Source organism: Lachnoanaerobaculum gingivalis, from assembly GCF_003862475.1.
GTDB classification, from domain to species: domain Bacteria; phylum Bacillota; class Clostridia; order Lachnospirales; family Lachnospiraceae; genus Lachnoanaerobaculum; species Lachnoanaerobaculum gingivalis.
The window spans coordinates 58,341-78,886 of sequence record NZ_RRCO01000007.1; the positions used below are offsets into that span (position 1 = coordinate 58,341).

The 20,546-nt window shown below is 37.1% G+C and carries 16 protein-coding genes and 1 other RNA gene; 1 reads left to right on the top strand and 16 read right to left on the bottom strand.

The genetic code is table 11. The annotated features are described in order from the left end of the window. Positions 1-15 precede the first annotated feature (15 nt). The 16 genes from EHV10_RS13180 to EHV10_RS13255 all read right to left on the bottom strand — a co-directional run bounded on the left by EHV10_RS13180 (position 16) and on the right by EHV10_RS13255 (position 19,544). The gene (locus EHV10_RS13180) at positions 16-618 is read right to left on the bottom strand and encodes a regulatory protein RecX (protein ID WP_128675044.1); all 603 of its coding nucleotides are present in this window, start codon (positions 616-618) and stop codon (positions 16-18) included. After that, complete coding sequence (recA, locus tag EHV10_RS13185) at positions 615-1,730, bottom strand: recombinase RecA (RefSeq protein ID WP_243116150.1); 1,116 nt, start codon at positions 1,728-1,730, stop codon at positions 615-617. Before recA ends, EHV10_RS13180 begins: the two co-directional genes overlap by 4 nt. Positions 1,731-1,990: 260 nt before the next feature. Then, positions 1,991-3,355 (bottom strand): exopolysaccharide biosynthesis polyprenyl glycosylphosphotransferase, encoded by a 1,365-nt coding sequence (locus tag EHV10_RS13190; protein WP_128675046.1) that lies wholly within the window; start codon positions 3,353-3,355, stop codon positions 1,991-1,993. Between the two features lie 87 nt (positions 3,356-3,442). After that, the gene (gene dusB / locus EHV10_RS13195) at positions 3,443-4,402 is read right to left on the bottom strand and encodes a tRNA dihydrouridine synthase DusB (RefSeq protein WP_128675047.1); all 960 of its coding nucleotides are present in this window, start codon (positions 4,400-4,402) and stop codon (positions 3,443-3,445) included. Beyond that, positions 4,402-4,824 carry a GtrA family protein gene (locus EHV10_RS13200; protein WP_128675048.1) on the bottom strand — a complete coding sequence of 141 codons (423 nt, stop codon included), beginning with the start codon at positions 4,822-4,824 and terminating at the stop codon, positions 4,402-4,404. The genes dusB and EHV10_RS13200 overlap by 1 nt, the downstream gene beginning before the upstream one ends. A 1-nt stretch (position 4,825) precedes the next feature. Continuing rightward, positions 4,826-5,194, bottom strand: a complete 369-nt coding sequence (locus EHV10_RS13205) for a DUF6145 family protein (RefSeq protein ID WP_128675049.1) — start codon at positions 5,192-5,194, stop codon at positions 4,826-4,828. A 1-nt stretch (position 5,195) separates the two neighbouring features. Beyond that, on the bottom strand, positions 5,196-6,164 hold the full coding sequence (gene pfkA / locus EHV10_RS13210; protein ID WP_128675050.1) for a 6-phosphofructokinase: 969 nt from the start codon (positions 6,162-6,164) through the stop codon (positions 5,196-5,198). 224 nt (positions 6,165-6,388) lie between these two features. After that, positions 6,389-6,651, bottom strand: an RNA gene (gene ffs, locus EHV10_RS13215) — signal recognition particle sRNA large type. A 135-nt stretch (positions 6,652-6,786) separates the two neighbouring features. Further along, the gene (locus EHV10_RS13220) at positions 6,787-8,442 is read right to left on the bottom strand and encodes an ABC transporter ATP-binding protein (protein ID WP_128675051.1); all 1,656 of its coding nucleotides are present in this window, start codon (positions 8,440-8,442) and stop codon (positions 6,787-6,789) included. A 1-nt stretch (position 8,443) separates the two neighbouring features. Continuing rightward, on the bottom strand, positions 8,444-10,240 hold the full coding sequence (locus EHV10_RS13225) for an ABC transporter permease (protein WP_128675052.1): 1,797 nt from the start codon (positions 10,238-10,240) through the stop codon (positions 8,444-8,446). Positions 10,241-10,285: 45 nt separating this feature from the next. Further along, positions 10,286-11,689 carry a hypothetical protein gene (locus EHV10_RS13230; RefSeq protein WP_128675053.1) on the bottom strand — a complete coding sequence of 468 codons (1,404 nt, stop codon included), beginning with the start codon at positions 11,687-11,689 and terminating at the stop codon, positions 10,286-10,288. Between the two features lie 204 nt (positions 11,690-11,893). Further along, entirely contained in the window at positions 11,894-15,232 is a 3,339-nt protein-coding gene (gene mfd, locus EHV10_RS13235) for a transcription-repair coupling factor (protein ID WP_128675054.1), read from the bottom strand. Between the two features lie 8 nt (positions 15,233-15,240). Next, a complete protein-coding gene (pth, locus tag EHV10_RS13240) occupies positions 15,241-15,870 on the bottom strand; it encodes an aminoacyl-tRNA hydrolase (RefSeq protein ID WP_128675055.1) in 630 nt (209 codons plus the stop codon). Positions 15,871-15,877: 7 nt separating this feature from the next. Beyond that, the gene (locus EHV10_RS13245) at positions 15,878-17,215 is read right to left on the bottom strand and encodes a glycoside hydrolase family 32 protein (RefSeq protein WP_128675056.1); all 1,338 of its coding nucleotides are present in this window, start codon (positions 17,213-17,215) and stop codon (positions 15,878-15,880) included. 12 nt (positions 17,216-17,227) lie between these two features. Then, positions 17,228-18,421 (bottom strand): toxic anion resistance protein, encoded by a 1,194-nt coding sequence (locus EHV10_RS13250; RefSeq protein ID WP_128675143.1) that lies wholly within the window; start codon positions 18,419-18,421, stop codon positions 17,228-17,230. 4 nt (positions 18,422-18,425) lie between these two features. After that, positions 18,426-19,544 carry a 5-bromo-4-chloroindolyl phosphate hydrolysis family protein gene (locus tag EHV10_RS13255; RefSeq protein ID WP_128675057.1) on the bottom strand — a complete coding sequence of 373 codons (1,119 nt, stop codon included), beginning with the start codon at positions 19,542-19,544 and terminating at the stop codon, positions 18,426-18,428. A 341-nt stretch (positions 19,545-19,885) separates the two neighbouring features. Between EHV10_RS13255 and EHV10_RS13260 the strand changes: the two genes are divergently transcribed. Continuing rightward, a complete protein-coding gene (locus tag EHV10_RS13260) occupies positions 19,886-20,482 on the top strand; it encodes a TetR/AcrR family transcriptional regulator (protein WP_128675058.1) in 597 nt (198 codons plus the stop codon). Positions 20,483-20,546: the final 64 nt, after the last annotated feature.

Below are 20,546 nucleotides of genomic sequence, written 5' to 3' on the forward strand. Positions count from 1 at the left end.
CTTCCTTGAGTGTCTCTAACTCATAGAAGTGTCTTTTATTACATCTTTTATTTTTTGATATTTGAATCCCTGTCTCATTATAGATGCAATTATCTTTTGTTTTTTATCAGTTTCCTCAGTTTCAAAATAATGTTTTTTATTAAGAAGCTTTTTTATCATAGGCTCTTCATCTACTGTAAATGATTCCAAGGCGTTATCTATAATCTCCTTTTTTATGCCTTTTTCCAGCAGCTTATATTTCAATTTCATTTTGCTGTACTTATCTTTATATGTATTGATATATCGCTCGGCATATCTGTCATCATCTATGTAGCCGAATTTTTTTGCCTTTTCTATAGCCTCTTTGACGGCCTCTTCAGGATAAAACGAGAGCTTCAGCTTTTTTACTATATCATTTTCCGACTTGAAGGATTTCTCAAGTATATGCATCAGTCTTGCAAAAGCTCTCTTTTTTAAAACAGGATAGATGGTAGTATAATATTCCTCTTCATCTATCTCTTTTCCTACAGTGATATCTAGTCTTCTGATCTCTCCATTGTACAATCCTAGGCTTTCTCCATCTTGAAATATAACTTTACTTTTTTTAGTGTTCAGAGGGATAATTTCACTTACAATCAATCTTCTTCCTCAAGCTCTATTCCTGTTGCTTCATCCGCATCATCATCTATGAGTGAACCGTCAAACTCTTCATCATCATCTACAGAGTCATAATCTAAAGTTTTGTCGCTTTTTTCGTCTTCCTGTACAAATTTTTCTCTGATCTGTTCTTCTATTCTCTGACAAATTTCAGGATTTTCCATAAGGAAGGTCTTGGCATTTTCTCTTCCCTGACCTATTTTATTTCCTTCATAGGAGTACCATGCACCACCTTTTTCCACGACGTCACTTGCAACCGCCAGGTCAAGTATCTCTCCCGACTTTGATATACCCAGTCCGTACATTATGTCAAACTCCGCCTCTTTAAATGGAGGTGCCACTTTGTTTTTAACGACCTTTATTCTGGTCTTGGTTCCTATGATATCACCACCCTGCTTTATCTGCTCAACTTTTCTTACATCAAGTCTTACAGATGCATAGAATTTTAAAGCTCTACCTCCAGTGGTGGTCTCAGGGCTTCCAAACATTACACCTATCTTATCTCTGAGCTGGTTGATAAATATAACTATACAATTGCTCTTGCTTACTATACCTGTAAGCTTTCTGAGTCCCTGGCTCATAAGTCTTGCCTGCAAGCCCATATGAGAATCTCCCATATCGCCTTCTATCTCGCCCTTTGGTACAAGTGCCGCTACAGAGTCGACTATTATAATATCAATAGCACCGGATCTTACCATTGTCTCGGTAATTTCAAGGGCCTGCTCTCCGTTATCAGGCTGTGATACATAAAGCTCGTTTATATTTACACCTATCTTCTCAGCATAAGCAGGATCAAGTGCATGCTCCGCATCTATAAATGCCGCAATACCGCCAAGCTTCTGAGCTTCTGCAACCATATGAAGTGCTACTGTTGTCTTACCTGATGACTCCGGTCCGTATACCTCTATAATTCTTCCCTTCGGAATGCCGCCTACACCTAATGCTATATCAAGTCCCAGTGAACCTGTTGGAATGGTCTCTACAAACATATTTGTATTTCCGTCTCCAAGTTTCATCACTGAACCCTTACCGTATGCTTTCTCTATCTGTGTCAAGGCAGACTCAAGCGCCGCCTGTTTCTCACTTTTTTCCATTACTCTTTTAACCTGTTGTGCTGCTTTGGAACTTTTTTCCTTCTTCATAACAACCTCCATCGAATGTATGTTCTTGTTTTATTGTATATGCTTCTCTTTTATTTGTCAACAATGATATAAAGGGAATTAAAATTAAGACATAAAAACTAAGAATATAAAATACTTATTGATTTTTTTGAAAAATAGAATATCTGCCATGTAATATGATTGTAACATAAAAAAGGCAGGATTGCACTAATTATGCATCCTGCTTTAATATATTATTTATCCTTACTGTTTGCAGTAATTTCACCTTCACCTACGCCTTCTGTAGACTCCTTCATAAATAAAACTTTAGGTGTCAAAACTATCAATATAAGATCCATCCATATACTGTAATTTCTTATGTAGTGTAGATCAAGCTTTAATTTATCATAAGGTGTTGTATTATACTTACCGTGAACCTGCGCATACCCTGTGAGTCCCGCCTTCATTTTAAGTCTCATTGAAAACTCCGGCAGCTCTTCCATATACCCTGCGGCAATCTCCGGCCTCTCAGGCCTTGGACCTACAAGACTCATCTCTCCCTTTATTATATTAAAAAGCTGTGGAAGTTCGTCAAATCTGGTGGCTCTTAAAATCTTTCCGACTGCAGTGATTCTGTCATCATCTTCTCCTGCAAGTCTTGCTATACCGTCTTTTTCCGCATCCTCTCTCATGGTCCTGAACTTATATATTTCAAAGAGCTTTCCGTCAAGAGTAAGTCTGGTCTGCTTATAAAAAATCGGACCTCTGTCTGTAAGATGTATTGCCGCACCGAAAATAACAAATAGAGGCATTGTAATTATTATACCTATTACACTGACTACAACATCTATAATTCTCTTTACAAGCATCTGATCGGCCTGAAGTCCTTCATTTCTTGAAAGAAGTATAGGTGTATCGAAAAGATTCAAATTTGTGGAGGTTCTGATCAAGATATCACTTATCTTAGGTATCATATATACTCTGATACCTGCATCATAGCATTTCTTTAAAAGCAGGTTTCTATCATGTGAAGGTATATCTCCTACAACCATACCTTCAAACTCCTCCGCTCTTTTCATTATTTCATCAATACCTACTTTGGTACTTATTACTCCGCCGATTATATACTTGTCATCTCTGGCACCTATTTTTTCCATTATGGAAAATACAGGTCTGTTTCCATAGACTACAAGAAGCCTTCTTGGCGGAAAGAGCACACTGTATATCCACTGAAATAAAAAAACCCAGGCACATACCAATGCGGCATCTATAAGAGTTAAAATTATAAATGATGTCGGTGCATGAAATCTTTTATCCACCAACGCAAGTATAATATATCCTATTACATTGGCTATCAAAAGAGACAGAATATGAGAATAAATTATATTTCCCCTTTTTAAATAGCCTATTTTCAATCCGCCATATGTTTGTAAAAAGAAAAATAACAATGCCCCATACATTGCAGCCAGCAGCCAGATTCCTCTTCTCCAGAATCTTACTTCTATAATAGTATTCAGATGAAAATACCATAGCGCCCAATAAAGCCCTATTTCTATTAGCAATATGATAGCCGCCGAACCGAATTTTACAATTCGTTTATACTGTTCCTTTGTATTCATATCTCCTCCAATACCTCTCACTCCGATACTATTGTAGCATACTTTTAATATATGTATTTATAATTTTATATTAAGAGATAAAATCTTTTATACAGACCTTAGCAGACTTTCAAGTTCATCGTATTTTTCAATATGATTTACCCTATCCCTTAATGCCGATGAGCCCTTCATACCATGAGTGTACCATGCAACATGCTTTCTCATCTTTCTTATGGCCATAATTTCATCATCATATTGCATTTGCAGTCTGCAATGTTTAAGTATCATATCTATAACTTCATCTTTTGTAGGCCTTTCTATACTTTCCCCGTTCAAATATCCTCTGATCTCTTTGAATATCCATGGATTTCCTCTTGCCGCTCTGGCAATCATTATTCCGTCACAGCCCGTATACTCATACATTTCTTTTGCACTTTTTCCGTCTACCACATCTCCGTTTCCAATTACAGGAATATCAAGCTCTGACTTTACGGCCTTTATAATGCTCCAATCAGCCTTACCCGAATAATACTGTTCTCTGGTTCTGGCATGTACGGCAACAGCACTTACCCCTGCCGCTTCAGCTATTTTAGCAATTTCAACCGCATTGATATTGTCGTCATTGAAACCTTTTCTTATCTTTAATGTAATAGGCTTTTTTACACTCTTTACAAGCTTTGTGAGTATCTCCTCTACAAGTTTCGGATTTTTCATAAGCGCCGAGCCTTCACCGTTATTTACTATCTTAGGCACAGGACAACCCATATTGAAGTCGAATATATCAAAGTCTCTTTCCTCTATACTTGCGGCCATCTGTGCAATTATATCAGGATCCGATCCGAAAAGCTGCAACGCAACAGGATGTTCCCCTTTATCTATTTTCATAAGTGGTTCCGTGTTTTTGTTTTTAAAATAGATAGCCTTTGCACTCACCATCTCTGTAACGAGAAGTGAAGCTCCCATTTCTTTGCATAAATGACGAAATGGCAAGTCACTTACACCTGCCATTGGTCCTAGGCACAAACCGCCTTCTATATTTATATTTCCGATTTTAAAATCTTTTAGCATTATTCCTTATTCTTTCTAAAAATAAACAGCTTTGAAAAAATATAATTAAGTATAACTACGACCACACTTGAAACTATTTTTGCAATTATCCAGTTTCTCTTTAATAAGTCCACTCCAACAAACATAATCGCCGTGTCCAAAAAACCTGTAAACAATCTCGCTGTAATAAAACCTGACAGTTCAACCGCCAGTTTTGAAAACTCGAAGCTTTTACTTTTAAATACCCATATTTTATTTGTTATAAAGGCAAAAAGAACGGATAATATCCATGCAATTGTATTGGATACCAAGTTCGGAAATTGAAGTTTTGTATAGCAAATATGATATGCCGCAAAATTTACGAGAGTGGTCAGCACACCGAAAATAAGATACAGTATTACACTCTCATATTTTTTTATATAATATGATATTCTTTCAAGCATATTATTCTGCACTCTCTCCCAATATCACCACTTTATAAAACAATTCCAGCTGCGACAAAAGCTCTTCTTTTTTTCTTTGGTATAAACTTATCTTCAAGCCGCTCTCTATCTCGTCAAAATAAAAATCGGCATCATCAACTCTAACACAAAAGCTCAAATTTCCGAACTTATCAAACTCCATGGTAAGTATGCCTCCCGCCTCTTCGGCAAAAGACACACACATTATTTTGAGTTCATTTTTTATCTCATCCGGCAAAAGCTTGAACTTTTCATTGAAATAATACTTCTGAACATATGAGCTGGCACCACATAGCACCATATTTTCACTGTTTGTCCAATCGTAATTATATCCGTCCATCATTTCAGGCATATTATCTTACCAAAAGCTTGCTTATTCTGAATTGATCTTCCGGTATATCCTTAGTCATTGCCAATGCTTCCTGAATATCAAAGTCAACATACTCACCGTTTTTGTATGCAACAAGTCTGTTTGACTTACCGGCCAATAAAAGCTCTACAGCCTTTGCGCCCATAATTGACGCATAAACTCTGTCCTTACATGTAGGCGCACCACCTCTTTGCATGTAACCGAGGATTGTAGCTCTTGTCTCAATTCCTGTAGCAGCTTCTATTCTCTTTGCCATGGAAGTTGAATGTCCGATTCCCTCGGCATTGATTATGATATGATGCTTTTTTCCACGTTTTCTGTTTTCAATGATTCTGTCTATCAACACCTGCTCGTTTCCGTCATATCTCTCAGGTAAAAGCACATCCTCGGCACCGTTTGCAAATCCGCACCAAAGTGCAATATATCCTGCATTTCTACCCATTACCTCGATTATTGAACATCTCTCATGTGATGTGGAAGTATCTCTTACCTTATCAATAGCTTCCATTGCAGTATTTACCGCAGTATCAAATCCTATTGTATAGTCTGTACATGCTATATCAAGGTCTATAGTTCCCGGTATTCCTATAGTATTGATTCCGAGTGCTGAAAGCTTTCCGGCACCTTGGAACGATCCGTCACCACCTATGACGACAACTCCGTCTATACCATGTTTTCTACAGATTTCAGCGCCCTTTTTTTGTCCCTCCGCTGTAGTAAACTCCTGACATCTTGCAGTATAAAGTATTGTACCGCCTCTGTGAATGATTTCAGACACGCTGGTGCTGTCCATATCCACTATCTCTTCCTGTAAAAGTCCTGCATAACCTCTCATGATTCCCTTTACATTTATTCCGTTATGTATTGCTGTTCTGACTACCGCTCTGATAGCCGCATTCATTCCCGGTGCATCACCACCACTTGTCAAAACACCTATAGTTTTTATTGCCATATATTTCCTCCTATTTTAAAAAACGGATCTACTCTTTTTCTCTTTATATAATTTATATAGTATATCTCGGTAAGAATATACATATATAAATATCTACATCATTTTATATTAATAAAAAAAATTTTTCAATAGTCTTGTCATGGAATTAACAAATTCTAATTATAAAAATGCAAAGAGCATTATCAAAAAATCTAAAAACAGATTTCTTAATAATGCCCTTTTATATGCACGTCTTGCTTCGAATGCCATTCACAAGCGTTGCAAAAGCAGTTAGCTCTGCGGCGGCTATCTCACGGCACATGAAAGGTCTTCCTTAGTGCTGCTACATTCCTGTCCTGACACGGTTCGAAAGTTTCCATTGCGTGGGGACCCCCGCTTCAACACCACTTACTCCAGACTGCCAAGCAAATGAACACCCTAGGCAAGACATCACCCCTACTAAAGCGGATTGTAGGTACAGGACACCGCTATCTTCCCGGCTGTGCATTAACAAGTATACTTGCAATGATCTATATTTGTCAAATGATTTTTGATGTGCTAAAACAATTAAGTAAAATTTAAATAAAAATCTTTACAAGCCCATCTTTACAGCCATAGTTATAAGCAAAATTACTAACAATATTTAAGCATTCTCTAAAACTAGATGTCCTGTTGCGACTCTCATTCCAGATTTGCGATCAAATAACAGTATATCATCTCCATTTATATTGATACTTACATTCTCACCTATCTTATATGCTGTATTTCCAAATATTACACCGGTCAAAAGGTAATCTCCGAATCTTAATTTCAGTGTGCTTTCCATACCTGTAGGCATCGCACCGTATATGGTTGTATGAAGTCCTTCTCCTGATGTTATACCTATAGCCTCAGGTCTTATTGCAAGTACAAAGTCCTCATTGCTTACAACAGGCTCACTTTGTATACTGCTGTCCTCTTCCATAACCTTGGCTATATGATACTTAAACACCTCATCCTTGTTTGCCTTCTCCACATAGTGCTTACCCTTCATAAGCTCCTTGCGAAGTTCCTGCTTCTTTGCGGCATCAATGTCTCTTTTTTCAAACCACTCAGAAAGTTTTACATTCTCATTTGTAACAAGCTTTACCTTTACACCACCAAGGATATCTAGAGAAATACTTCCATCTTCTTGCTGATTTCCTCTTGCCTCTACAAAATTAATAGACGGATTTCCAACGAAATCGGCAACAAACAGATTTTCAGGTCTTCTGTAAACCTCAAGCGGAGGTGCATACTGCTGCAATACACCATTTTCCACTAAACATATCTGAGTCGCAAGAGTCATTGCCTCCATCTGATCATGTGTAACATAAACAAATGTACTTCCTGTCTCCACATGAAGTCTTTGAAGTTCATAACGCATCTCAAGTCTAAGCTTTGCATCAAGGTTTGAAAGCGGCTCATCCATAAATAAAACCTGTGGTCTTGGTGCAAGTGTTCTGGCAATGGCAACTCTTTGCTGCTGACCACCTGAGAGTTCGGCCGGATATCTGTCCATAAACATACCGATTTTTACAATTCTTGCAACCTGGCGGAGTCTTGAATCCATTTCCTCATCAGTAAGCTTGCGAACCTCTCTTACAACATTGCCTGACTTTACAACCTCAAAATCTTTATTTATCTCTTCACCCTTTGCCTTGTGAGCATCTAAAATTGCAGATAGCTTCTGTTCATATTCTGCTTTAAACTTATTTGCAGCCTCTTCAGGGTTATCGCTTTCATGAATTTTTAGCTCAAATACAGTCTTAGCACTGAATATTGAAAGTTCAAAGGCATCTATAAGCTTTACATAGGCTCTGTTATTATCAAGTTTGCCATTTTTATCACAGCAATCCAGTACTTCAGCCTTTATTCTCTTACCGTTTTGTAATGCTCTTATAATATCTGTATGTCTTTTTGCTTCCACATCTATTACCGGAAGTTCTTCTTTGATATTCTTTAAGCCGAACATTATATTCTGATAAACAGTCATATTGGGCCAGAGAGCGTAGTTTTGAAACAAGAATCCTACTCTTCTCTTGTTTGCCGGTACATTAATGCCCTTCTCGCTGTCAAATACTACATTATCACCTATAGTGATTCTTCCCTCGGTAGGTGTTTCCAAACCTGCAATCATACGAAGAATAGTTGTCTTTCCACAACCTGAAGGTCCAAGTAATGTAATAAATGAATTGTCAGGTATCTCAAGACTCAAATTGTCCACACCAAAATAGTTTTTCCATCTTTTGGTAATATTAGTTAATGTAATTGTCGGCATATCAACCTCCTATTCCATTGTCCAGGCTTGAGCCTGTAAGTTTATCTGCCAATGTATTAAAGAAAAGTATAGTTACAATCAAAATTAAGTTTATAGCACTTGAAAATGCATACAGTCCCATTTCATCAAAGTAATCAAGCGTAGTTGACAATATAAAGCCCTGTGTACAAAGTAAGAGGAATAATGACAACTCTCTGAGGCAGGTCATGAAAGGTAAGCTGAATCCACTTATAATAGAAGATTTCTGAATCGGTATGATTATTCTCACCATTCTCTTAAACCATCCTGTATTTTGAATTATAGCGGCTTCCTCAAGCTCATTACTGATTTGAAGCATTGAGTTTAGAGAAGCCCTGCTCGCAAACGGAATGTATTTTATAACACCTGCTATAATCAGCAGATAATATGTATTGAACAAATTGATATGTTCATTTGAAAACAATATAAAAAACGCAGCACCCACTGCTATAGATGGCATCAAATACGGAAGGAATGCCATATTGTTAACATAGGCTGCCCATTTTGATCTTCTATTCTTTGCTACAGCATAGCCTATCAAAGTACCGATAGTTCCTGCAATAGCTGCACATGCAAATGCTAAAAGTAGTGTACCCCAGAATGCCTTCCAGATAGTAGGATTATGAAGTATACCAAACTGACCGTAGAGTCCATTTTCTGTAACATTTTCACTTGTCAGCCACCACTTTGTAGTCAGATTACTAAAGTCATGCGTATAGAGGAAACTGTAATCTCCAGGGTTTGGAAGGAAAGTCTCAAGTGCAAAAAGCATAATAGGCCATATACTTGTAAAGAAAGTCAATACTGCAAATACAGCTCCTACCACATATTTCCCTATCTTTCCTATATTTATCTTAGACAGCTGACCGGATTTTCCTGTAACTGTTGTATAGTTCTTTCTACTTCTTAGCGATAGCTGATTTATTCCAAGTATCATTATACCAAATACCATCATAATGATTGCCAGTATACTTGCCTCACCTGTGTATTTACTATTCAAAGAGATATATTTGGTTGAAAGTGTTGTAAGTCCTAGGTAATGTGGTACCGGATATGAACCCATAGCTGAACCGAATACCAGCAAAATAGTATTAAGTATAGCAGGTGTGATCATAGGCAATGTAATCATTGTCATAATCTTCCACTTAGGTGTATCAAGTATCGTAGCGGCCTCTTCAAGATTGGTATCCATGTTTTTGAAAATTCCACCAATCATAATATAAGCAAACGGTGCATAGTGAAGTCCCAGTACTACCGCACTTGGAAATAGTCCCTGACACCACCACTTTGGAAATGTTATTCCTGTGAGTGAAGCAATCAATCCGTCCGATGTGCCAAGCACAGCATTTGAGTTGAACATATTTTGCCATACAACTGCCAATGTCCACTGTGGCATAATATATGGAAAAATGAAAATTGAACTCAGGTATTTCTTGAATTTCATATTAGTTCTAGTAATCAGAAACGCGAAAAAACCACCATAAAGAATTGAAATAATACATGTCAGAACCGCCAGAAGCATTGTATTTAAAAGTGGTTTCCAGAGATTTGACATTGCAAGCTTACTTGTAAATAAGTCTGTATAATTTACAATACTATAACCTGATGCCTTACCTGTAAGATGTTGATCAATAGTTCCCGGATGTATCTGAAGAGTATCTTTTATTATAGCTATAACAGGTGCCACAGTACTGAATGTAAGCATTATTCCAAATATAAGTAAAATGACATTCTGTGGCTTGCTAAAAAATGTTCGTATTCTATTTTTTAGTATTCCCATAATCTTCTCCTTAAAAAGGTGCTGCCAAAGGCAGCACCGGTCATATTAATTCTTATCAGAAGCCTTACTCAACATCTCTATCCAGCTACCTACAGTGAATGAAACATCTGCACAGTACTGTGGATCTTCAAGTACAAGACCACCGTCAGTTGTCCACCACTCATAGCCTCTATCATTCTTAGCAGGGAACTGATCCTCACCTGCCTCATTATATCCGCCCTTTTGATGATGATACTTAGCCTCTGTCTCTTCCATAACCTTAGGGTTTGAAGAATATCCACCCATATCTTTACCCCATGCACTAAATCCATCTTCTGTACATGTGATATATGCTATAAATGCACATGCTGTCCAAGGAAGTGGGCTATTCTTTGTAAGGAAGAGATAATGGTTATATCCAAAACCGCCCATACCGGTATAATCGTCCTGATATGCTGCTACAGTTACATTATTTACTGAAATATTTGAAGATTCCTCTATGGAACGAAGCTTTGAATATACCAAAAGTCCTGACTGATTCTTTGCTGATGCATCTACAAGTGTATTACATATCGGGCCATCATCTGTCTCTTCTGTGTAGTTTTCAACCCAAAGCTTGATCCAAGCAAGAGCATACTTACCGTTCTCAGACAATCCAAGGTCTGTTGCATCTGTTTCCATTTCTTTTATAACAGGATCAAAATATGCTTTCTTAGTAGCATCAAGCTTGTCATAAGCTTCTTTTAACTTATCTGAATATGTATCCTTTGTAAGCATGTAAAGAAAGTTCTTACCTACAAGCTCTGAATCTACATCCATAAATAGAGGATGTGAACCTTCATATACGAAATCCCAGCAGTTTGTAAACTTTGCATCTCCAGTATTATTGAACATAAATACTTTGTTCAATGTCTGAAGTGGAAGAAATCCTTTATAGCTGTCCGCAGTAACTTTATTTGCATCTGCCCAATCCTTTGGTATAAAGGTCTTTAATATGCCTGTATCTACCATCTTAGTCTGAATCTGATTGCCGTCCTGTATCAAAGTCATTGCAAATGTACCTGTAGGCTTTAATGAATCTGCACTAAGCTGCTCAAAAATCTTATTGTTCTTAGGTTGCTGCCACTCAAAATTCATATTGTAACTTGGATCAATTGTCTGCAAATATGAAATAAATAATGGTATTGCAGTCTTTCCACGGCTTGAGTTTCCTACGCCATAGAATGTCTGTCCGTTAGACTCTTCTATTGCTTTCTTTGCAAGCTCCTCTAAAGTCATACCCTGAGCTTCTGCAATAATCGCATCTACTCCTGTAAGATTCTCTGCAGGTGCCTTTGACTCTCCTGCTTCCTGTGACTGTCCTGCCACTGTAGTACTTTCACCTGTTGCCGGATTTGAACCGCCACATGCACCCAATGTTGCGATCAACATTGCTGATACAACTGCCAATGCTAAACCTCTTTTTTTCATTTCATCCTCCTATAATGGTTCTACCATTTTTCAGTTCATATTCTGAAGCGACTTTTCTTAAGATATTTTTTGATTTTCACGAACAATATATCAATTACACTTCTACATCAATACAAATTTGATTAAATATTCACTGATATGATTACTTAATTATAATAATATTATACAATTTTGTCAAGTTTATATATAGTATTAATAAGCGTACTAAAACAATTCCTCTTTCTGTCTTTCAAGCAAACTTATAGTAAATTCCATCCTGTCCTCGGTTGAGATTTTCTCCTTATCCCTATACTCCCAGTTCAATACCTTATCATATTTTACAGACAAATTCTTTCCGAAAGACTTTAAGAAAGCATCCAGGTTATCCATTTTTATATCCTTATTTTCTCTCATTGTCCACTTTATCTGCAACTTATTCACAATAATATCGGTTATAAACATACTGCTTGCCAGGGCCTTTATTCTTGCAACATACAAAAGATTGGCAACAGACTTCGGCATCTCACCGAATCTGTCTATAAGCTCATCCTGCATATCAAGGAAATCCTCCTCGGTTTTTACCAATGCTATCTTTTTATATATCTCAAGTTTTGTCTCTTCATTGGAAATATAGCTGCTTGGAATGTAGGCACTGCTGTCTATCTCCACGCTTGCCTCCACTTCCTCTTCCACAGGCTTTCCTGTCTTTAAAGCTCTTACGGCAGTGTTTAAAAGTTTCACATACAGATCATATCCTACTTCTTCCATATGGCCATGCTGTGTTACACCAAGCACATTTCCCGCTCCTCTTATCTCAAGATCTCTCATCGCAATCTTTATTCCGGAACCGAGTTCCGTAAACTCTCTTATTGCCTTAAGTCTCTTTGAAGCTTCCTCGGACAAAAGTTTATTTCTTGTATACATAAGGAAGGCATAGGCACTTCTTTTGCTTCTTCCTACTCTACCTCTAAGCTGATAAAGCTGTGAGAGTCCAAGTCTGTCCGCATCATGAACAATTATGGTATTGGCATTAGGAACATCAAGGCCTGTCTCCACTATGGTTGTGGTTACCAATACATCGACATCACCATTGATAAAATCGACCATTCTTTCTTCCAAATGTCTCTCATCCATTCTTCCATGCACATATTCCACATTTATATCAGGTAGGAGTGCTCTGACATGTGCGGCAACTTCTTCTATATTGTTGACTCTGTTATACAGATAGTACACCTGACCGCCTCTGGCAACCTCTCTTCTGATAGCCTCTTTAACAGTCTCATCATGATACTCCATTACATAGGTTTGTATCGGCTTTCTGTCAACAGGCGGCTCTTCCAATACCGACAGATCTCTGATACCTGAAAGTGACATATGAAGCGTTCTGGGTATAGGTGTTGCGGTAAGCGTAAGCACATTTACATTTTCACAAAGCTGCTTTAATTTCTCCTTATGCCTTACACCGAATCTTTGCTCCTCATCCACTATTACAAGTCCGAGTTTTTTCGGCACTACATCCTTTGATAAAAGTCTGTGAGTTCCTATCACTATATCCACAAGCCCTTTTTCCAGATCACTGACAGTCTGATTCTGCTCTTTCTTTGTATTAAATCTTGAAAGCAAACCTATTTTTACAGGAAAATCTTTCATTCTCTGGACAAATGTATTGTAATGCTGCCTTGCAAGAATAGTTGTCGGAACAAGGTAAAGTACCTGATATCCTTCCTGTATTACCTTAAATGCAATTCTTAAGGCAATCTCGGTCTTACCATATCCCACATCTCCGCATATCAGACGATCCATTATCTTTCCGCTCTCCAAATCTCTCTTGGCATCCTCTATGGCTTTTATCTGATCATAGGTCTCCTCATACTCAAACATTTCTTCAAACTCTCTTTGCCAAAGAGTATCCTCGCCATATGATACGCCCTGTCCTTTAAGCCTTGCGGCATAGAGTTCCACAAGCTCTTTAGCCATCTCTTCGACTTCAGTCTTTACTCTTGATTTGGTCTTGCTCCACTCCACTCCGCCAAGCTTATTGAGTTTAGGCTTTTTTATTTCTCCACTGCCGTATTTTTGTATTCTGTTCAGCTTTGAAACCGGTACAAAGCAGTTGTCACCACCCTGATATTCGATTTTTACATAGTCCTTAATTACATCGTCTCTTTCTATCTTCTCTATACCTTTATAGATTCCAAGACCATGATCTTCATGTACTATATAATCACCTATATGCAATTCGCTTAATGAGGTTACTCTGTCTCCCTCATATTCTTTTTCTCTTCTCTTTTTCTTCTTAGGACTTTTAAAAATATCAGTTTCCGAGATCAACGCAAAATTGATTGCCGGATACTCAAAGCCGGAGTGAATATTCCCAACAAGTATTGCAATCTGCCCCGGAGCGATACTTACATCTTTTTCCCCTTCCGAAAAGAAAGCATCCAAGGAATAATCATTTCTAAAACTGTCGGCAAGTCTCTTTGCTCTGGTCTTTGAGGCACAAACAAGAGCGACTCTGGTTTTATTCGACCTGTACTTTTTTAAATCGTCAACAAGATTTGTAAAATCTTCATGGTATACTCCGCTCATTCTTGAAAACACGGAGTACATTGCTTTGATTTCCAATTCCTTTATTCTGTTATCAAGCCCTGTAAGTGCAATACTCGGCGCTTTATTTAAGCTGTGAAACACCTCATCAGCTCCGAATATATCGGGAATATCCTCTTTTTTGTACTGCCCCGATTCTATTCTTCCAGCTGCACTTTGATTATATTCATCCTCCGTTTTTCTTGCCTTGTCCATTGTTCTTGCAGGCTCATCAATATATATAAGAGTATTTTTATAATCAAAATATCTTAAAAATGACTGTTCACCTCCAAGTACCTTTTCTCTTGCCGGATAGATATTTACATATTCAAGCTCATCTATTGATCTTTGACTTGCGGGATCGAAGCTTTTCATAGCATCTATTTCATCATCCCAAAGTTCTATTCTTACAGGATATTCTTCAGTAAGCGGAAAAATATCTATTATTCCACCTCTTATGGAAAACTGTCCGGGATTGCTTGTTTCAAAGCTTCTCTCATAGCCTATATCCGTCAGGTTTTTTGATATCTCTTCTATATCGATAATATCTTCTTTTTTAATCTCCAAAGTAGTTTCACAAAACTTATGATAATCTTCAAGCTTATCCATAAGGGCATCCACAGTTGTTACTATGACTCCGCTCTTATCTTCTCTTAAATGTTTCCATACTTCCACTCTTTTTTCTGTTATCTGTGAGGATCTTATATCTGCCGTAAAAAACAAAAGATCCCTTGCAGGATACAGGTAAACCTCGTCCAAAAAGCAGCCTATATCTTCATATAGCCTGCTCGCATTGTCCTCATCATATGATATAACAAGTTTCCAAGCCTTTTCTTCTTTCATCAGCTCGGAAATCAGATGTGCTTTTCCCGGCTCAGACATATCACTGACCTGTACCGGGAATTTTTCTTTTTTTATACTTTCTTCTAAAGATTCAAAATCCGCTAATCTTTTTAAGGGATTTTCAAATAAACTCATAATCTTCCTTACTTTGTCTTTTTGGTATTGTATCTGTTCATTGCAGTGTCGTACTGACCGTTCACCATAAGCTTTATCGCTTCTATGGCATCAGATGCCGCCTCATCCAAAAGTTTCTTGTCTGTATCGCCAAATCTGCCAAGTACATGATCTGCCAGATCCATCTTCGCCGGCTTTTCACCTACTCCCACCTTGACTCTCGGAAAATCGGATGTTCCCATATGTGCAATCAATGACTTGATACCATTGTGACCGCCTGCACTTCCCTTTAATCTGATACGCAAATTTCCCGGTTCCAAGTTTATATCATCATAAACCACTATTACATCTGCCGCCTCTATCTTAAAATAATCCATAAAGGCTCTCACAGATTCTCCGCTATTGTTCATATAAGTCTGCGGCTCCAAAATAATTGCCTTTTCATTACCTATTCTGACCTTTGCAAAAAGTCCCTTATATTTTCTTTCGGATATATCCTCGCCAAGCTCATATGCAAGTTTTTCCACAACATAAAAACCCGCATTATGTCTGGTATTTACATACTCTCTTCCGGGATTACCCAAACCAACTATTAACTTCATTTTACTTTCTTTTCTATCTTTATCAAATAAATTCTTTAATATACCAAGTAATGCCATTGTAAAATTATATATCCAAACTGTAGAGCATTCCTCTTATATTTCCGGACACCTTTATCTCTTTATACTCTGACGGATACATTCTTGTAGACATCACCTGTTTACCGTCATTTACAAATATTTCCACAGAACTTGCATCAATCATAAGTCTTAGATTTTCTATACTCTTGGTTCTTAAAAATCTTTTTTCTCTACCATATCCGTTTGCAATAAATGAAAGCTCCAAATCCCCTCTGCCTGCATCAAAATCAAGCTTTAAAGTATCAAATATTTCTATCTCAAACCTATCACCGAAGTTTTGAAGTTCTAAATCAAATGCTCTCTTATCATCCAAAACTTTATAAGAAGTATTTTCTTCGTCATACTCAAACAGCTCTTTTCTTAAGTGTTCAAATTCTTTAACAGGCTTCATATACAATGTATTATTGGCAAAGTCAAGCTCTCTGAATACACTCATACAATGCTGATATCCGTATTCTATAGTGGGATTTGTATAGCTTGCATCAGGCATACCCATCCATCCAAGCAGCAGTCTTCTTCCGTCATGTACAAATGTCTGTGGTGCGTAAAAGTCAAATCCGAAGTCAGCTTCCTTATACTCTGTTATAAAACCGTTGGTCCTAAAATCCCCTTCTATAATAAAGTATCCGCAGGAGTAAATATTTTGGAATTCATACTTTCCTCCCTCAAGCCCCTGTGGACATGCCATCAAAATCCATTGTCCGTTTATCTCAAAAAGGTCCGGACATTCCCACATATATCCGATTCTTGCCATGGTCTCAAATGTACGGATATGCTTCCAGTTATCGAGATCTTCAGACTCAAAAACCAGCACTTCTCCCTTATCTTCCATAGTTCTGGCACCGATTACCATGTAGTATTTGCCCTCATATTCAAATACCTTCGGATCTCTTACATGGCAGGACAGTCCTTCCGGGTAGTCCTTATTATACATAACTACCTTACCCGAATCCGCATTTATCCCGTCCTTACTTGTTACATGAACGGTATTATTCTCTCTACCCTCGTATATATAGTCAAAGTCTCCATCTTTTTTTACATTTCCGGTATAGAAGATATGCATGATATCATCCTTTATAATAGCCGAGCCTGAGTATGCACCGTTTTTATTATAGTCATACTCAGGTGAAAGGAATATCGGTGCTTCCTCCCAGTTTATAAGATCCTTTGACTTTAGATGTGCCCAGTATTTATTACCACCTGTCGGCTCATATGCGTACTGATAAAACACATGATAATATCCTTTAAAAAAGCAAAGCCCGTTAGGATCGTTCAGCCATCCGCTCTTTGGTTCTATATGATATTTTTGTCTCCAATTATTCATTTTATTTCCTATCTATTGATTATCACTTACCTGTCTGTTACTGATTTCAAGAAGCTTACTTCTCATTTCATTTTCTATATTTCTTAACTCGGCTTCCGCTTCTTTTCTTTTCTTTCTACCCTCATCCTGTATCTTTATAACTTCATCAAATGTGGATATAAGAGTTTTATTTGTGCTCTTTAATGTCTCAATATCTATTATTCCACGCTCGGATTCCTTGGCTGTTTCTATGGTAGCGGCCTTTAAGCTTTCGGCATTTTTCTTTAAAAGCTCATTGGTCATATCCGACACAGCCTTTTGTGCCTTTGCGGCATCTGTGGAATGCTTTAATCCTATAGCTATTACCATCTGATTTTTCCAAAGCGGAATGGTGTTTACAATGGTTGACTGTATCTTATCGGACATCATGGAATCATTGTTTTGAATAAGTCTTATCTGAGGTGCCATCTGTAATGATACCGTCTTTGTAAGTTCCAGATCATGTATCTTCTTTTCAAAGCGGTTTATCATCTGTGAAAAGTCTTTTGCCTTTTGTGTATCCTCAGGCAGTCCGCTTTCATCAGCTTTTTTTATAAGTTCAGGCAACTCTACATTATTTGCTCTCTCAAGCCTTTTCTTTCCTGCCATAATATACATTGACAGTTCCTTGTAGTAGTTCATATTGAGCTCATACATCTTATCAAGCATCAGTACATCCTTCATCAAGGTTACCTGATGATCCTCTAAAGCCTTTGAAATATTATTGACATTTACTTCCACCTTGTCATACTTCGCCTTAATATTTGCAAGCTTATTTCCGCTCTTTTTGAAAAATCCGAAAAATCCCTTGTCCTCTTCATCAATCTCCAGTGAACGGATCTCACCCACCACTCCGGCAAGCATATCGCCTATCTCACCAAGATCCTTGGTCTTAACTCTTTCAAGAGCATTCTCAGAAAATTCGGCAATCTTTTTTTGACTTCCGACTCCATATGTAAGTACAGCCTGTGAATTGCTTATATCTATTTTAGAAGAAAACTCCTCTACAAGTCTTTCTTCTTCAGGTGAAAGTTTTATCTGAGGTGTACTCTCAGGCTTGGCAGCCTCCACTACAACAGTTTCAGGTGCCTTCTCCTCAATGTCGAAGGTCAGACTTGGACCTTCCTTTAACATATCATCCAGTGAATCCATATTTATTTCATTGTTCTTTAATTCATTATCATTCATAGTCTCACCTCTCATCTTCTTTAATTCCGCCTCCTATCAGTCCTTCTTTTGCAAGCATAACTTTTAATAATGCCGCATCGGTGTCCGCATCAAATGCGGTATCCTTAAAAAGACGGTTTTGGAATTCACCACAAGCTTCATTTATAGAATCTATCGTCAATTCGATCTCGTTTTTAGTATTTATAATATCACTGTCAGGGGATAAAACATTGTCAAAGTCGGAATATGTCTTTATAAGCTTTACAGTTGTAGGTAAATAATACTTCATAAGCTTATAAAGCTTCTCTGTTTCCTTAGGCTCCTTTTCTACCCTGTCAATTATTGCAGTAAGTATAGTCTCCAGTTTTGTAAGCTTGGATGACATAGGCTCCTTTGTTATTCCAAGATGTAATTCTTTGATAGATATTATATACTCTCTACCCTCAGATATAAGGCTTCCGTCTTTAATATCAACCTTTTTCTCAATTATATCATTCTTTCTTTGTTCGGATTTTCTTTGCTCCTCCAGCGCTAAATAGCCTTTATATACATCATGACTTAACATAAAGCATTTATTTTCTTTATCCAAATGCCCCTGTGTGAAAATCCTTTTTTCTATCATTTTCTTTAAATTATTTGCAACGACTTCGGGACTTTCATTTGAAAATTTTGCAATGTCTTCTATGTTCATATAAGTCCTACCATTCATTATACGATAATATTTGTCCGCCTTTTCAACCAGACTAAGATCACTGATTGCCGGAAATGCAAGAAATGCTCCTATTCCAAAAAATGGTATAAGTGCAATCATCGGCACAATCCAGCCTACAAATGACGCAGGAAGTACAGTCAGTGTAAGTACAAGTATCGGAATACCGAAAAATATCATCATAGGTACTCCGACAAATATCCTTATAAACAGATCCGATCTGTTGGTCCTTAAATAAATATTTGCCATATTGCTTTTATTTACCTTTACACTCACTGCATTCTTATTATAATTTTCCTTTGTAAGATTGTTCACTTCCCTCAGGCTGTCAACAACATTGTCTGCAAATTTCTTTGCATTATTTCCTATATCCGTTTCATCAAAAATATGATCTATATAACCTCTGATACCGTTCCAATCCTTTTTTTCCTGCATACTCAACCTTCACCTCGTCTCTATTTTATTGGTAAACTTCTGAATATATTAACATTTTTATTATCCCACATCTTTATCAAGTTATCAATATTAAAGACATTTTACCCCACGAGTGCCGCTTCATCCATACAGGCTTTCTTTTATATAAGATATTTTTTGCTTAATTTTTTTTGAACCCTCTGCCCTTTTTAAAAGTTTTGAAGAAATAAAATGTTATATTTTAACAAAAAATATGCAATGAATATTGTGAATTATATTCATTGCATATTGTTGATTTTAGAATTATACTATCTATGAATAATAAAGCATATATTCATAGTGCTGTTTTATAAAGGAGTAGTATGGGAAGAGCATTCAGTGAAGAGGAAAAGGAAAAAATAAAAGAAGATGTTATGGAAACTGCTCTTGAGCTGTTTCATAATAATGGAGCAAAGTCACTTAGTATTTCAGTTTTGACAAAAAGAGTCGGTATTGCACAGGGAAGCTTTTATAATTTTTGGAAGGATAAGGATTCACTTATCATTGACCTGGCGGCATATAGATCCGGACAAAAACTAAAAGCTCTTGAATCCGTATTTTCAAGTTCACTTGATGACCCTGTAGGATTTTTAACTGATGTCATCTATAAATACTCTCTTGACTTGATGATAAAGATAAAAACACAGCCTATATATGAGGAAGCCTTTAAAATACTCAAAGTTAAAAAAGCTGATGAAATAAATCAAATAGAAAGTCTGTATGGAGAGTTTTTAAAAAAACTTGTAGCTTACTGGAGAGAAAATAAAGCTATAAAGTATGCTGATGAGAAAGGTCTTGCCAATGCCTTTATAGGTAGCTTTTTATTTTGTTCAGAACATCATCTCTTTGATGAGAAATATTTTGAAGATATACTAAAAACTTACATATCAGGAATAGTCAAAAAGTACATTAAGCTGTGATATTTTAAAGCTTTATATATTTTATACATACAGTAAGGTCATTTATTTAAATAAAAGGGGGAGA